This window comes from Dyella sp. 01L423, from assembly GCF_056399945.1.
Genome location: NZ_JBFTSI010000001.1, coordinates 173,231 through 189,157, shown reverse-complemented (window position 1 = coordinate 189,157; position 15,927 = coordinate 173,231). Strand labels below are relative to the sequence as shown.

Annotated in this window: 9 protein-coding genes; 2 read left to right on the top strand and 7 right to left on the bottom strand. The window is 57.6% G+C overall.

Annotation, left to right across the window (positions count from 1 at the left end; genetic code table 11):
• Positions 1 to 229: 229 nt before the first annotated feature.
• Positions 230 to 2,236 carry a DUF1304 family protein gene (locus AC1DMY_RS00850; RefSeq protein ID WP_477163163.1) on the top strand — a complete coding sequence of 669 codons (2,007 nt, stop codon included), beginning with the start codon at positions 230 to 232 and terminating at the stop codon, positions 2,234 to 2,236.
• 702 nt (positions 2,237 to 2,938) lie between these two features.
• A complete protein-coding gene (locus tag AC1DMY_RS00845) occupies positions 2,939 to 4,633 on the top strand; it encodes a Wzt carbohydrate-binding domain-containing protein (protein ID WP_477163162.1) in 1,695 nt (564 codons plus the stop codon).
• A gap of 45 nt (positions 4,634 to 4,678) precedes the next feature.
• Here the strand turns inward: AC1DMY_RS00845 and AC1DMY_RS00840 are convergent, their stop codons facing one another.
• From AC1DMY_RS00840 to AC1DMY_RS00810, 7 genes are all read right to left on the bottom strand, one after another.
• Complete coding sequence (locus AC1DMY_RS00840) at positions 4,679 to 6,028, bottom strand: phosphohexomutase domain-containing protein (RefSeq protein ID WP_477163161.1); 1,350 nt, start codon at positions 6,026 to 6,028, stop codon at positions 4,679 to 4,681.
• Between the two features lie 34 nt (positions 6,029 to 6,062).
• Positions 6,063 to 6,968, bottom strand: a complete 906-nt coding sequence (locus tag AC1DMY_RS00835) for a GDP-mannose 4,6-dehydratase (protein WP_477163160.1) — start codon at positions 6,966 to 6,968, stop codon at positions 6,063 to 6,065.
• Complete coding sequence (gene gmd / locus AC1DMY_RS00830; RefSeq protein ID WP_477163159.1) at positions 6,946 to 7,980, bottom strand: GDP-mannose 4,6-dehydratase; 1,035 nt, start codon at positions 7,978 to 7,980, stop codon at positions 6,946 to 6,948. The genes AC1DMY_RS00835 and gmd overlap by 23 nt, the downstream gene beginning before the upstream one ends.
• Before the next feature lie 135 nt (positions 7,981 to 8,115).
• Positions 8,116 to 12,306, bottom strand: coding sequence for a glycosyltransferase (locus AC1DMY_RS00825; protein ID WP_477163158.1), 4,191 nt, complete (start codon positions 12,304 to 12,306; stop codon positions 8,116 to 8,118).
• Between the two features lie 25 nt (positions 12,307 to 12,331).
• A complete protein-coding gene (locus tag AC1DMY_RS00820) occupies positions 12,332 to 13,888 on the bottom strand; it encodes an FkbM family methyltransferase (protein ID WP_477163157.1) in 1,557 nt (518 codons plus the stop codon).
• Positions 13,885 to 15,111, bottom strand: coding sequence for an ABC transporter ATP-binding protein (locus AC1DMY_RS00815; protein WP_477163156.1), 1,227 nt, complete (start codon positions 15,109 to 15,111; stop codon positions 13,885 to 13,887). The genes AC1DMY_RS00820 and AC1DMY_RS00815 overlap by 4 nt, the downstream gene beginning before the upstream one ends.
• The gene (locus tag AC1DMY_RS00810; RefSeq protein WP_477163155.1) at positions 15,108 to 15,902 is read right to left on the bottom strand and encodes an ABC transporter permease; all 795 of its coding nucleotides are present in this window, start codon (positions 15,900 to 15,902) and stop codon (positions 15,108 to 15,110) included. The genes AC1DMY_RS00815 and AC1DMY_RS00810 overlap by 4 nt, the downstream gene beginning before the upstream one ends.
• Positions 15,903 to 15,927 lie beyond the last annotated feature (25 nt).

Genomic DNA, 15,927 nt, shown 5'->3' with positions numbered 1-15,927 from the left:
AGCTGCTCCGGCAACTCGCCGATTTAGCCTTCTCAGCCCCCCCCCTTTCCCGGGATCCCCTCGAGCCTAGCCTGCCCGCCCGCGTCGTTGAGCCCGGCGCGAAAGAAGGAGTCGACATTCTTAGGCCTATCCTGAAGACTATGCCGGGAGTGAGGTGCCGTCGGGGAACATCGGCTCAAGCATCACCGAACGGGTTCGCTTGTTCCAGGTGTAGAGTCCACGACAGAGCGTGAAAGCCATCGAGGGACTAAAAAATATGAATAAAATTAGTCGGGCCGCCCTTTTCATCGCACTACTCGCCTGCATCGGCCTGATTGCCACCTATCTGGTGACCCAGTTCCGCTACGCCTTCAGCAGCGATGACGCCATCAGATCAGTCCTTGTCGAGATCGCGAACGCGAGACATCGGTTCATGGTGACGGACTGGGTGTACGCCAATGGCGACTTATTTCTTGCAACGCCATACTCGGTCAACTTGATTGTCAGCCATTTTGTCCAAGACAGTTTTCTTGCCAACGCGATATCGAGCTTCATTGGCTATCTATTTCTACTCGGGTGTTTCTATAAGTTTTGCACCAGCGTCGAGTGGAAATATCCTGAGATCCCGCTACTCAGCACGGTGTTCCTAGCATCGGGCATTTCCGCCGCAAACCTGGAATTCTCAATAGCCCAGGGGATCTATTCAACGTACTCGGGCTTTGCGTTGCTCGCGGCAAGCCTGCTGATCACTCGACCAACACTCACGAGAGTGACCAAGCTTGCGCTTGCCTCTTGCGTGGTTCTGGCGGCGATATTAGCCATATCAAATCCTAAGCGTACGCTTGTCCAGTTCGTGCTTCCCTTGCTCATTGCATGGGTCTTTACCGCGGTAGTCAAAGGTCAAGCCAGATCGGTCAAATCCGTCGCTCGCACGCTATTTCTCGGCCCGGTTTCATACGTCTTGGTGGGATACATCGTTGGCAGTGTGTTTTTTTATGTTTTTCTGCTTCCCAAAGTCATGAACTTTGACTCAGCAGTGAACATGGCATCTCTGTCGCCGATGGAATCGATCAGGCGAATGCTTGTCATGCCCAAGGCATGGATTGAGTACTTGCAGCCACAGGTGGATTCGCGCCAGTTCATTGGCTTGCAGATCGCCGTCAAATATGCGGCGGGCCTCATAGCCATTGGCCTTGTGATCGGTCCACTAGCGGCTCTTCTCGGACTTCGAAAGATGTCGACCGGCAAGTGCTTCATATTGGCATTTGGCCTGATTCAGTGCGCGATCTCGATGAGCGCAATGGTGACGAAGCAGAATTTATTCATCGGTTACGGAGAGATGCGCTATCTAACGATTGGAATGCTGTGCTTCATTCCGTTCTTCCTGGAGGCCGCCGGCCGGCTGGCGCAGCAACTCCATGTGCTTCGAAGCACAGCATTTGTCTTTCTAGTCTACGCGCTGACGATTTCAAGCCTGTGGGCTTGGCCAGGACGAACCGTGGAAGCCGTGCAGAGCGCAGCATATAAGCAGCGCATCGAGATGGTCGATACGCTCAAGAGCAACGGCGTTTGTGTTGCCCTTGCCTCGTATTGGCGCGCTTATGTCAATACAGTAGCTGGCAACTTCGGAGTGATGTTCTATCCGGTCGAGGTTTCTGGTTTCGTTCGCGCCCAACCGCATCATAGTTATCGCGGACCAGCGTTGAGCGCATGCGAGCGCTCGGCTTTGCTGCTGACAGACTCGGAGTCAACGCCCGCGCTTCGCGAGATGATCCAGCTTCAGTTTGGCAAGAATGTGTCGGAGCTCAGGATAGGAGAGTACCAGGTGATGATCTTCGACAAAGATATCTATGCCCAATTACTCCGAGACAAGGACATGCTCGCCATGCTGGTTGATTCGAGCGTGCCGAAGGAATCGATCCTAGTGAGCCTGTCCAAAGCGCGCTTTGACCGTTGTCTGGCCAAGTCCGGATGTAGCGAGGAAGTTTCGGTAACGAACCTAGGCAGTGCTGCGCTGAGTTCCTTTGGCAGCCTACCGGTACGATTGGGAATCCACGGATTGGACCGTGATTCTCAGCTAATTGAAAACGATGCTGGCCGAATCGATTTTCCTATCCCGTTAAAGCCTGGCAGCACTCAGACCATACGCTTCAACCTCCCCTACTCCGAGGGTGCCGTCGACAAGTATGAGCTGTGTGTGATCCAGGAGGGCGTTGGCTGGCGCTGCGATCGCACGAGATCGAGTCCTGCGGGTTGACCGGCAAAGACTTGGCGCCTGCGGCTAGGCACAGGGTGATACATCGCCTTCCCGAAGGTTGAAGTCCGGCCTCAACTGGCCGCCGCCCTGATGTGATAGCGACTAGAGCCCAATCGGCTTCAGAGGGCAGCGCGCGCCACCGTCACTCGTCAATGGTCGCTCGGTACCCGGCTGCGCGCGGCCGTGCCGAATGCCAGTTCGCTCACTCACCGTGCTTTCCGATCCGCCACTAGTGGCTGCGGCTGCCTCTGCGCTGTGCCAGGGCCTTGTCTGCCGAACGTTCAGATTTTCCGCGCCGTAAGACCTCCCGCGGTTCGGACTGGTGCCTGTGTCAGCCAAATGATTGTGACAGCCCTCTCGTTCTAGGCCGCGCGATTCTTGTCTTCTGCGGAAGGTGTCAACCTTTTGAGCTTCTGCCCGTCTCTATACGGCGAATTCCACGGTCTAGGGCCTTGCTCTTGGGCTGGACCGCATCCTCTCAGGTGAATGTGGCTCGGCTCAGAGCCCTGCCTCCCCATGGGTCCGGCCGCCCGTCGAGGGCACAACCCGGATAGCCTCAGGTTTTTCTCTATTTAGCCGAAGCGCTGGTCGATTCCGCGAATACGCGAAAGCCACGCTCCATAGTGGGTTTTTTCCCTACGTTTCTGTCATATTTTATTCATAGAAATGTCATTGCGACCCAGCAAGAATTTGCGGCCGACCATGAGAGACATCCTACATTTCCATCTTCCAAGGACGGGCGGTACGGCACTTCGCCACTTTTTTGTCGCCCAAGTTGGCGAGGGCCTGGTCTCCAAGCCCATAACCGGCCTGAAGCTCCGCGATGCGCTTTTGCAGTGGGAGCACATGCCGGTGATCAGCGGACACTTCGCTGCCTTTCAAGGCGACCGACTGCCCAATGATCGCTATTGCGTGACCGTGCTACGCAATCCCCTCGATCGATTCTTGTCGGAGCATTTCTTCAAGAAACACGACAATGCCAGTCGTGTAATTGACACCGCGCTGCAGCTCTCCAATTTTGACGATGTGCTGAACCAATGTAGAGATTCCGCCAGCACAGGCGCCTTGGTTCAATTGGATATGTTGAGCCCGTTGGGCCTGGACCGCGCCGCCAGTCCAACGACTGAGGAACACTTGCAGGCCGCCCGCACCGCCATCGACGAATTCAGCGCAGTGGGAATCCAAGAAGAGCTCGAGGACTTTGCCTTGATGCTCTGTGCAGAATTCGGCTGGCCCCCAAAATCGCTTCCGCGCTCCAACTCGACATCCCAACGTCTTGCATTGGAAGAGCTCAATTCCCGGCAACGCGATACGCTACGCCGACTTCTCGAACCTGAGCTGGATCTTTATCAGTACGCGCTTATGCGATTCCGCAAGGATCGCCGAAGGTATCTGGGGCAAGCAATTGGGTGCGCCGCCTCCACCGACACGGCCATGAAGGAGCAATGCGCATCACCCTCGCCATTTGCCGGGATTGCCGCCAGGGAAGCGGACACGCCGCTGGAATTCGGTGATCGCCGCTGCGAAATTTTGGGAATCGATACCTGCGGCGCCATGCTTGGCGCACACGCCGCGATGGCTGGGGAGCGTTTGACCATCAAAGTACGCTTTCTAGCTCATGAGGCCGTCGATGAGCTCAACATTGGCATCGCCATCAAAGATGAACGTGGCGGTTTGGTCTATGGGACAAATTCTTTGCAGCTGGGTCAGCGTTATTCGGTTCAGCCGGGCAGCTATGAGGTGACGTTCAGCTTGCTTAATCGACTCGGATGCGGCCACTACCGACTCGATGCGGCGCTCGTACGCGGATCGACCCACCTTGATGGGTGTTATCACTGGTTGGAACGGGCGGGCGCGCTTGAGGTACCCAGCACCGCCGTGGGGCATTTCATCGGCCGAGTGATGATGGATGCCTCGGTTGATTTAGCCGGCCTGACACCCGATTCCGCGTGGACCGCCGATGCGTCGATTGCGCCCACCGGCGTCGCGGGCTCGTTTGGCACTCTCAACGAAACACTGACTGATTTCCGCGCCTCGATGCAGCCGATGGCCCCCGTGTCTTCGCTAAAACCCGGAGTAGACACACTATTGCAGGTTTGGGCTATCAATCGAGGGGTTGCCCAATGGCCCTCCACCGGGCGGAACCCCGTGAACGTGTCCTATCGGTGGCTATCTTCCGAGGGCCGTATGGAGGTCGCCGACGGACTCCGAACAGCTTTACCTGAGGATCTCCAACCTTCATTAGCGGCGATCGTACCCATGCATATTCGATCGCCCTCGACGCCAGGCAGCTATCTGCTCCAGGCATCGTTGGTGCAGGAGCAAAACGCGTGGTTTGTGGATCACGATGCCGGATCAGGCTTCATCTTGCCGATTGAAATACGCCACGATTCCTAAGAGCCGAATCAGGGACCAGTTCTACGGACTGGCCCCTGGAAGCAGTCATGGCGTCTCGATCAACTGACGCAGCTCTTCTGTCTTGGCCTGCATCAGGCGCAGGTCGCCTTTGGATTCCACATTGAGTCGAAGTAACGGCTCAGTGTTTGAAGACCGAAGATTGAAGCGCCAGTGGTCAAACGCCATGCTCACGCCATCGATGCGACTGATCTGAGCGCCAGCCTCGGCGTAGTGAGCCACCACGCGCGCCACGGTAGCTGCCGCGTCATCGACGCGGAAATTAATTTCGCCACTGCAGGGAAAAGCAGCGATACGCTCGCTCAGCATCTCCTTCAACGACAAGCCCGTCTTGCTGATTCTCTCGGCAATGAGCAACCAAGGAATCATCCCCGAGTCGCAATAGGCGAAATCGCGAAAATAGTGGTGTGCACTCATCTCGCCGCCATAGATCGCATCTTCCGACCTCATGCGTTCCTTGATGAAGGCATGTCCGGTCTTGCTTTCGATGGCGATGCCTGCGCTGCCCTGGACCATGTCGATCGTGTTCCATGTCAGGCGCGGGTCGTAGATGATCTTTTCCCCAGGATGCTTCTCAAGCAGCTGCGCAGCCAGCAGGCCAACAAGGTAGTAACCCTCGATAAAACTACCGTCGCCGTCGAAGAAGAAGCAGCGATCGAAATCCCCATCCCAGGCGATGCCAAAATCAGCCCTTGCCGCCACGACCGCGTCCGTCGTCGCCTGTCGGTTTTCGGGCAGTAGCGGATTGGGAATCCCATTGGGGAACGAACCGTCAGGTTCATGGCAAATGCGAACAAATTCAAACGGGAGCTGCTTCGCCAACTCATCCACGATCAAGCCCGCGCCGCCGTTTCCAGCGTTGACAACGATACGCAGCGGCTTAAGGCTGGAAACGTTCACATAGCTCAAAAGATGGGCAATATAGGCACTTTTATCCACATCCTGCCGGATGCCGCCCAGTCTGGAAGCGCTGGCAAACCGTCCTTCCTCGACGAGCTGCTCGATATCCCTCAGCCCCGTATCTCCGCTGATAGGACGCGCACCTTCGCGCACCAGCTTCATGCCGTTGTAATCGATCGGATTATGGCTAGCCGTCACCATGATGCCGCCAGCCACGCCGCGATTGGCCGTCTGGAAATAAACTTCCTCGGTACCGCACAGGCCGATATCAATCACGTCACAACCGGCTTGAGTCAAACCCGCCGACAAAGCCTTGGCCAAGGAAGGGCTGCTAAGTCTCACGTCATAGCCGACGACGACTTCACCTTTCCCTACAACTTCGGCGTAAGCGTGGCCGATACGTTGTGCCATCTCTTCGTTTAGCTCGTCGGGAAGTCGCCCGCGGATGTCGTAAGCCTTGAAACATTTAAGGGTCATGGATGGTGCTCTCCCGACTTCGTTGGACGCCGCATTAGGCGCTGTACATCCAGGCAAGCGTCCGATCGAGCGGTATGATGTCGAGCGATCCGATCAGCTTTTCCAGTTTCACATTGGAGCCGCGCAGCCTGAGAACATCATTGGCACGCACGAAGGCTGGGTTGACACGGATATCAATCCGATAACCAGCCATATCCTCAAGCATGCGAACAACGTCCGTGAGCGAATGTGCAACGCCCGAACAGATATTGACGATCTCGCCGACGGCCTGCGACTCGATTAGGCGCCGATAGGCGTTGGCCACGAACCGCACATCCTGAAAGTCGCGTGCCACCTGGATATTGCCCAGCTCGATGGTGCGCTCCTGCCGCCGGAAGTGATTGACGATCTTAGGCAAGAGAAACTTCTCACTCTGCCCTACGCCCGTGTAGTTGAAGGGCCTGGCCAGGATGATGGGCAGCTTATCCATCCAAAGCCTGGCCATGTATTCCATGGCCAACTTGCTGACCGCATAGTCGTTTGCGGGAGCCACGGCGGTTTCTTCGGTCAACAGCTCTATCTCGCTGTTGCCGTAGACATTCGCGCTGCTGGCCAGCAGAACCGCCTGCGGTGTTTGCGGCAACGCGGCGAGGGCCTCGAGTAGGTTGCGCGTACCCGATACATTCGTGCGATAGATCGCGTCCGCATCACCATGCGCCACGAAGGCTATAGCCGCCAGGTGCACGACCACACTGGGTTGCACCTTTCGAACTGCCGCGGCCACGGCCTCTCGATCACATAGATTGGCCGCGTGCACGCCTGGGCCCGCTTCGTGCGAAAGGCCAACCACATCGAAGCCGGCCTCGATCAGCTCGGCCCGGACGTACTGCCCGGTGAACCCATCGATACCGGTAACCAGGGCAATCGGTTTCTTCACATCAGAAGGATTGGCCACGTTCATTCCGGCGAATATCGGCTTCAACCATCATGCGACACAAATCTTCGAGCTTGGTTTCCGGTTTCCAACCAAGCTTGCTGGTTGCCTTAGCCGGATCGCCGATGAGCAGATCCACTTCGGCCGGACGATAGAACTTGGGGTTGATGCAGACGAGCGTCTTGCCGCTGGCCTCGTCGATGCCCACTTCCTGCTCGGCCTCACCCTGCCATCGGATCTTGATGCCCGCCGCTTCGAAGGCCAAAGCGACAAAGTCGCGCACGGTCACCGTACGATTGGTCGCCAGAACGAAGGTGTCTGGTTCGTCAGCCTGCAGCATACGCCACATGCCTTCGACGTATTCCTTGGCAAAACCCCAGTCACGCTTGGCGTCGAGGTTGCCCAACTCAAGCAGATCTGCCTTGCCGAGCTTGATCTTGGCTACGGTATCCGTGATCTTGCGGGTTACAAACTCACGACCCCGCAACGGCGATTCGTGGTTGAACAAGATGCCGCTGCAACCGAAGATGCCGTACGACTCGCGGTAGTTCACCGTGATCCAGTGGGCGTACAGCTTGGCGACGCCATAAGGACTGCGCGGATAGAACGGCGTGTCTTCCTTTTGCGGCACGGCCTGCACCTTGCCGAACATCTCCGACGTCGACGCCTGGTAGAACCGGATACTTGGATTGACTATGCGGATGGCTTCCAAAAGATGAAGCGCACCGACACCCGTGATCTGCGCTGTCGTGCCGGGCTGGTCGAACGAAACGCCCACGAAGCTCTGCGCAGCGAGATTGTATATCTCGGTCACGCCGCTGGTTTGGAGCAGGCGGATGGCCGAACCCAGATCCGTCAGGTCAAATTCGACCAGCGAAAGATTCGGGTGCTCGGCGACTCCCAGTTCCTCGAGTCGCCAGAAGTTGACCGAGCTAGTGCGGCGATATGTACCGTAGACCTTGTAGCCCTTCTGCAGCAGCAGCTCTGCCAGGTAAGCGCCGTCTTGGCCGGTAATTCCGGTGATCAGTGCAGATTTCATGCTTTTCAACTCTCTAATTTGCTGACACGATCTTCGACGCAGGCAAGGTGGATCATGGTCCAGCCCTCCCCGAGGCCCTTGTCAAAGATTCCCTAAATTAAGCCTCAATGCTCAAAATTATCACAGACTTGGGCACTAACTCTTTACCCAATTGAACGCGATTTCCTTGACCGCCAGGCCGAGCTGGCGGGTGTCTGACGACTCGCCAAGCGCCTGGGGCGAGACGGCATTCTTCTGTACCAAGGCGAGCTCTAGCGTGGAGTGCCCTGCAGGAAGCGCGGGCAGCGTCCAGCACTGCTCCTTGAAGTCTTCGCCATATGCGTGGTCCCATGAACCCACGAACGTGCCGTTGATCCTCAGTTCGAAGGACTGCTGCGGGTGGGAGGCCGAAACAAATGCCCGCGCCACCATGCCCAACTGCAGTTCGGACCGCTCTTGCGCTTCTACGTCTACATTGAGCACCGACGTGCTGCCCACTGCCCAGCGTCCCCACGACTCGGGGGCCGACCAGCCTTGCCGCAGTAGTTCCGGCGAAGCTTGAGACATATCAAGCACGAAACCGGACGACCCGACCATCGGAGTGGACATTTCGTCAGGCCGCCACCGATAAAGCCAGTTCGCATGCTCGCCTGCGCTCATCATTCCCTTCATGCTCTGCGCACTCTCCTGCCAGGAGAGCTGCGGAATGGCCATCGGCATGGGCGCAAGGTCGTCCTTCTTCAATTGGAACCAGTCAAGAATCGACTGCGCCAAGTCCTTGGCTTTGTCGCCTTTGAAATAATGCGCTGCATTGCCGGCAACTTCCCGGAATACCGGAAGGTCGCGCGCTATCACGGGCACGCCATTCAATGCGGCCTCGATGATCGGGAGGCCAAATCCCTCGCCCTCAGAGGCCACCAATAACACCTCTGCAGACTGATAGAGCGTTTGCAGTTCCTGATCGGTAATTCCTGCCAGCCAGTGAAGCCGGTGCTTATACATAGCATGCGTTCGTATCTGCTTGCCGACGTCGTCCATCATCCAGCCTAGCTTGCCCACAATGATCAGGTTGATGTCCCGACCATCGGCCCACAGCTCCTCAAAGGCCTCCAGGGCAAGGCGGTGCCCCTTGCGCGGCTCAATCGTACTCACCATTAGCACGGTCGGCGTTGATTGAATGCCATCGAGCACGGCCAGCACCTGCTCGGATGCCAGAGCAGGGGCCGACGAGGGTGCGCGAGCATCCAAGTCGGCGCCCAAGTAGGCATAGCCGATGCTGAGCGCACGGCTCCGTACGACACCGCGCTTGTCTAGCCATCTACGCAGCTCATCGGCCACCGTTTTGGAGATGCAAATGAGGCCATCAGCGCAAGCAGCGATACCCGTCAGCCAGGCGCCATGCATCTTGTCGATGCCAGCAGGAAAGAACTCCGGACGGAGGACGGGCAACAGGTCATATACAAGGAAATAAACCGATGCCCCACGATCTCGCCAAGTTTGGTATAGCGCCCGATTGCTAGGCACCACATCGGCTACCCAGTCGAGGCCAAAGAAAATATCGCCAGGCGACACATCGATCACTTCAGCCGGCAAGCGCAGGTCAGCCAGCCCAAGCAATTGGCATGCATAGTCGCGACAGTAGACGTAGTGGCCGTCCTGAAAGCGAACAAGCTCAACGCGCATGTCGCCGCAGTCTGCATTGAGCAGCTCTCGGGCGATGTTGCGCGTCACTCTTTCAATTCCGGTCTTCAGATCATTTCTGGCGACCGCAGTCACATCAACGAAAAGCTTGGACTTGCCGCGCTTCGGACGATTCGCCTGCATGGTTGCGGCGACGTCCCAAAGTTGGTTATCGCCCAAATCAGCGACGCCCAAGAATCTCCGGTACAGCTCGCCTTCGCGCGCCAGAAAATGGCGCGAGGCGAACTCTTCCATGGCATGGCGATACTCAGCCGCGACAACAGAAGGATGGTGACGTGTATCGATAGCGCGGCGGCTATGCGCAGAAAGCGCCAGGCGGCGCGCCGGATCGGCATACAAGGTTTCCAGGGCAGAAACCAACTCGCTGCATTCGAAAAGATCGGGCAGCATCCACACCGCCTCAGGATCTAGCTCAGCGAACGTCGCGTGTGCATTGACGATGATGGGAAGCCCTTGCGCCATGCAGTCAAATACCGCAGCGGAGGTCTCGCCTCGGGACTCGGTACGTAATTGAACGGCGACATCCGATGCCTCCAGCCACGCGTGATATTGCGCGTGATCGACGAAACCTGTAATTCGGATTCGATCCGACGCGCCGCTTGCACCAAGCGTGGCGAGCAGCTCGCTGCCGTAGTCCCCGCCGTGATTTTCCCCGACGAATACCAGATGACAACGCACGTCACTCGCCAGCGTGCTCTTTAGCCAAGAGGCAAGGAGCTGATGGTTGAGCTTGGTTGGCGCGACCATTCCGAAGCTACACACCACGAAATCTTCTGAACTTAGCCCAAGCGCGCGGCGCGACTCTTCCCGCGCACTCGCCCTGCGATGCTTGGGAAATGCGATCCGGCGCATCTCTCGCGCCACGTCGCTTCCGTAGGCGTGCTGTGCCTGGTCGATGGCGTACTTCGAATGAACAAGAACACCAGAAGCGTTTTCAATCACTTCCCAACTGCTTGGGAAATTCTTGATCGTCCATGCGCGCCCTTGGTCGCGATCGGCCACGAGCGCACCGTAACCGTGCGATCGATACAGTCGTTGAAGATATTCATGATCGCCACCGGCATGTACGGCACGCCATTGGCTCAATGCGCCGACGAAAGAGTCATGCAGAACGACTACACCTGGAAATTCCTTGAGCAGATCCAGCTGATAAAGGTGGAATGTAGAATTTCCGAACTGATACAGCACGCGGTCGAACGACTGCGCATGGTTTCGGAACCAGGCGGCATCGCGAACTGGATAGTTCGCCGCAACCCACGGATCGTCGACAGCGCTCTGGTCGACAATGACCTCGATGTCGTAGTAGCGCTCGAGGCTGGGTAGCAACTCTGCGCTGTAATCGGCGATGCCGGTGCGCTCAGGCGGCAAAGGAGAGATGAAGGCCAGGCGGGGCTTTGCGTTCGCCGCATGGCTCGTAGCGGCGGGTCGCGCAGGCGCGGGAATCTTAGATTCGAAGGCCTGCAGCACGCGCTTTGCACTGGCTTCCCACGAGAATTTCCGTGCCTGGGCCAGCCCATGGGCACGATAAGCCTGGGCGAGACTTTCATCTGCCAAGATCGCCGACATCTTGCCCGCGAGCGCCGTGGCATCCACCGGGTCGAACAGCATCTCTTCGCGCCCGATGACCTCAGGCAAGCTGGTCGCGTTCGCAGCAAGCACCGGAGCACCGCATGCCATCGCTTCCAGTACCGGCAGGCCAAAACCCTCCTGCAAAGAGGGAAAGACGAAGAGCGAGCAAAGGTTGTAGAGCGCGGCCAAGTCTTCGTCAGTCACATCGCGCGTAAACACGACATCCTTCGATCCCATTCCGAGACGAGAAGCGAGCGCACGCAATGCGGCTTCCTGAGCGCTTGCTATCTTGCCGGCAAGCAAGAGCGTTCGGCTGCTGCGCTGTTCCTTGGGTAGCGCGGCAAACGCCCTTATCAACAGCTCGACGTTCTTGCGACTGTCGTATCCGCCCATATAGAGGACGAACGGCTTGTCGATGCCGAGGCGGCGATTTGAACATTCCTTTTCTTCATCGGTCATTCGACGGAAGCAATCGTCGGCAGCACTCGAGATGGTGTGGACACGATCAGGCGCGATGTTGAGAAGTTCGATCGCCTCCTCTCTTGCATAGTCCGAAATGGCCAGCAAGATATCTGCGCGCTGAAGTTGGCTTAGTTTGCGGTAATACCATGTACGAACCGCCGGGTTGGCGAGATGCTTGACCTTATCCGAGAGCGGAATCAGGTCGTACAGCGTTACCGCTCCCGCCGCCGTGGTGGGCAGACGGCCGATGGACGTCACACTGTCATCTACCCAGCCTTCGAACAGGCTGCTGCACCAGACGATGTCTGCCTCCAGTCCGCGCAGGAAATCTTCCCGTAACAGTTCAGCGACGTCGGTCATCGGCGCATGCGATGCATCCATTGCCGCCACTGGGCCTGGGATGGAGAACGAAACGATGCGCTCCTGCGGGACGTATTCCTTGAATGCCTCCCGCACGGCCTCGATGTGTCCCAAAGCCCCGTTGGCAGCAATCCAGAGTTCGTGCTTGCCCGCCGCCTCGCGCGCAAACGCCTTCACGAGGGCAGCCGTATGGCGACCAATACCTCGGTGACGGCTTTCGCTCTGTGCGCCCTGCAAATCGATGACAATCTTCATGGCAAGGACTTCCTCATCGACCGGATCATGGGCGAGGGTCTTTTGTCGATGAAGTCACGCCACGCATCCTGGCATAAATGGCTGATACATCAGGCGATCGGCCCGGCGATGCGTAGCTGGAAGCAAGAGTCATTCTTGAGGAGGCGGCTCCTGGATTGATGTAGGGAGCGTTGTGCCTTGAAAAAGCAGCAAGGTGGGCGCGCAGGCCCGGGGCATTGACCAGCATTTTCTCCGCGATGCGTCGCGCGGATTCGTTTTGCCGCAGAAACCTCGCTCCCACGAAGAGCAGGCGTCGCATAGCGCGCTTAGGCAGGCTCCGGCCAGCCGAGTCCGCCGCCGACCGCTTTCGGCTGTCTCCGCGAATAGCACGGCCCAACCAGCGCAAAGGCTTGGTCAGGCGCCATGACCGGCTGCCAATGATAATGTCGAGTTTGGCTTCGTTCTGGCCAAAGGCGACGCGGAGGCCGTCCAGTTCGCCAGTCCGTTGCGCGAGCTCTGATGATCGCTGGTTGAGCTCCTGCAGACGGCGCTCCAGCTCTCCCTTCAAATGACCGTTTTCCTCGAGCAGGCGCTCGCGGTCGGCGCGCAGCTGATCACGCTCCGTACTCCATCTGCCAACGCGCTCGATGTCCTCGCGAAGCAGTTCGATGATCGATTGGGTCGTTGCCTGCTGCTCGTCATGTGCAGCGATCCGGCCGATTAGTCGCGCGTTCTCTTGTTCGAGTTCTCCGATCCGGTAGAGGCGGTTCTGCGCACTCTCGGCCAGTCCCTGATAGTCGCCCAGACGTTGGCGAAGCGATGCCATCTCCGCCGCATCTACCAGGCCGCGACGCTCTGCTTCCAGTTGGAGAATCCGCTCGTGCTTGGCCAGGTCGTTGTAGCGCACGAAGGCATCGAGCGGATTGGGCGGCGCGTCGAAACGTGGACGAAGTTCGGAACGTTCCGCAGCAAGATAGAAACGGTTGAGCCCGTCCCAATAGGCAAATTCATAGCCACGATCCAGCAAGAGGTGTTCCCACGCCTCATGCGTAGTCACCGCCTCACTCGCTCCGTCTCCTTCCTTCTGTGCGACCGGCTCCACTGCTTCGACCACAACCACCCACGGACGGATGCGGTCAAAGGAAAACCCGCGCAGAACCCCTTCCTCGGCGCCCTCGACGTCGACCTTGAGAAAATGCACTTCGCGCGGAGCATATTGCGAACAGATATCGTCAAGCGTCCGGACGCCAACAACGATCTCTTCAGCGTCAAAGCCTGCCTGTGCATGGCGCTTGGCAAATTCCGGATCCGCCGTCGACAGGCCCGTATCCGGAATCGCGAAAATCGACAATCGTCCGACCGTGTCGCCCACGGCCAGCTGAAGATTCACATCATGCGGACGATCAGCCTCAAGCATCCGATGCCACTGAGGAAGCGGATCAATATTGATACCGCGCCAGCCCAATTCGTAGAAGAGCTTGGTGACCGAGTCGACTACCGGCTGCTGGGCACCGACATCGATGTAAAAACCATGGCTCACATCGCGCAGTACGCGATGAAGCATGACGTCTTCCTGATTCTGTGCGTAGGAAACGATAGTCATGACTGTTTGACCGAAATCAGAGGCGGGATCCATGTGGCGCCCACAAAATAAGTGCGATCCACATTCATTACGGTGAAAACCAAGGCAAGGTCACGCCATTCGTAGTTGTTCACCAGGTGCGTGTCCGTACTGACGAGTGCCGTGGAGACTGAATATGCACCCGCCCCCATATTCGCCTCAAACCGAATGTCGAAGTCGAAGATTTCGCCGACCTTGACGTCATGAAGGACCTGAGCGGTGTGATGGGTGTTGGTCCCAAACACGTCCTGGCCGAGCCGATCCTTGATCAGATAGCCAAGCACGAGGCGCGGAAGATCGCGCTTGACCTCCACACGTATGCGCAAGTCAACGGCTTCGCCCACATTGATGAATTCGACCTGCTCGCCGGCTGCGTTGAACAAGGCAATCGATTCGATGATCGCCTCGCCCGTCCCCGAAATCGTCTGCATCTTGCCCGACTGCAATTGCACTGCAGTAATCGCGCTGTTCTCTTTCTCGGCGATCATCGCGTTGTAATAGTCCATTACTGCCTGCGGATCCCCATCCATGCGCTGCTCGCCCTTCTCGAGCAAAACGGCGCGATCACACAGTGCCTGCACAGCAGTGCGATCGTGCGACACGATAAGCAACGTGGTGCCTTGCTTGCGGAACTCGCGGATCCGACCCATGCTCTTGTGCTGGAAGTACGCGTCGCCCACCGAGAGCGCTTCATCGACGATCAGCACTTCCGGCCGGAAGGCCGTGGCCACGCTAAATGCAACGCGCATTTGCATGCCACTGGAGTAGGTGCGTACGGGTTCGTCAAAGTATTCGCCGATTTCCGCAAAGGCTTCGATCTCGGGCATCACGCGAGCGATATCGGCTTGGCTAAAGCCCATCAGTCCAGCGGTGTGGACAGCATTCTGCCGCCCGGTCAAGTCCGCGTTAAAACCCATTCCCAACTCAAGAATGGCGGCGATGCGGCCATTGACGATGATGTCGCCGGTAGTCTGTCTCAACGTTCCGGTGATCAGCTTGAGAAGCGTGCTCTTGCCGGCCCCGTTCTGACCCACGATGCCAACGGCCTCGCCGCGGCCCAGGCGAAACGACACGTTACGCAATACCCAATGCTCGTTGACGCTGCGGACCTTGATGCCCATCCACGTCAAGAAACGCAGGATCTGCGTGGGATATTCGCGAAACGCTTTACCGACGTTCCTGACAATCAACACATCACCGCTCATAGCACGTCCGCCATTTCGGCTGAAGAACGACGGAAGAGCATCAATGCGATGGCGAGCAGGCCCAGCGAAATGATGACCGCAAGGCCAAGGCGATGGAGATCCGGCGCCTTATGGAACAGGAGTACGTTTTGGTACGAACTCACGATCCAGTACATGGGGTTGGCATTCAGCACCGAGCGAAATTGATCGGGCACGATGGTGGGCATGTACACCACAGGAGTCAGCCAGAACCACAATTGCAGTACGACGTTCATTACCTGCGCCACATCGCGGACAAAGACGTTCAGCGTTCCCAGGACGAGCCCCAGACCCAGTGCAAACGCCAGCGTCAACGGTACGAGCACAAGCAGCCAAAGCGCAGTAGCGTCGATGGGATGACCTACCAATACGAACACGCCCAGCGTTGCCGCGAGAAGGAGCATGTTGTTGATCAGCGCCGAGCCGGCGAGAATCAACGGCAGACAGATGCGGGGAAAGACCACTTTCTTCAGCAGATTGCCGTTGTCCACGAAGATGGTAAGGCAACGCGACAACAGCTCCACGAACAACGACCAGGCCAGGATTCCCGAAGTCAGATAGATGACATACGCATATTTGTTGTCCGTACCGGGCAGGCGAGAGCCGAGCACGCGGGACAGGACCAACGCGTAGATAGCCACTTGCGCGAGCGGCTGGAGGATCATCCAGATCGCGCCAAGGCTGCTCCGTGCGAAGCGTGCGCGAAAATCGTTTCTCACCGATGAGAAGATGAAAAACCGGTAGCGCCAGATGGCAGCCAGCATCTCAGTCATAGTTCTTCCGTTGACAACGCGACAC

Coding starts and splice junctions, on each gene's coding strand:
- AC1DMY_RS00845 (WP_477163162.1), top strand. CDS start 2,939: ATGAGAGACATCCTACATTTCCATCTTCCAAGGACGGGCGGTACGGCA.
- AC1DMY_RS00840 (WP_477163161.1), bottom strand. CDS start 6,028: ATGACCCTTAAATGTTTCAAGGCTTACGACATCCGCGGGCGACTTCCC.
- AC1DMY_RS00835 (WP_477163160.1), bottom strand. CDS start 6,968: ATGAACGTGGCCAATCCTTCTGATGTGAAGAAACCGATTGCCCTGGTT.
- gmd (WP_477163159.1), bottom strand. CDS start 7,980: ATGAAATCTGCACTGATCACCGGAATTACCGGCCAAGACGGCGCTTAC.
- AC1DMY_RS00825 (WP_477163158.1), bottom strand. CDS start 12,306: ATGAAGATTGTCATCGATTTGCAGGGCGCACAGAGCGAAAGCCGTCAC.
- AC1DMY_RS00820 (WP_477163157.1), bottom strand. CDS start 13,888: ATGACTATCGTTTCCTACGCACAGAATCAGGAAGACGTCATGCTTCAT.
- AC1DMY_RS00815 (WP_477163156.1), bottom strand. CDS start 15,111: ATGAGCGGTGATGTGTTGATTGTCAGGAACGTCGGTAAAGCGTTTCGC.
- AC1DMY_RS00810 (WP_477163155.1), bottom strand. CDS start 15,902: ATGACTGAGATGCTGGCTGCCATCTGGCGCTACCGGTTTTTCATCTTC.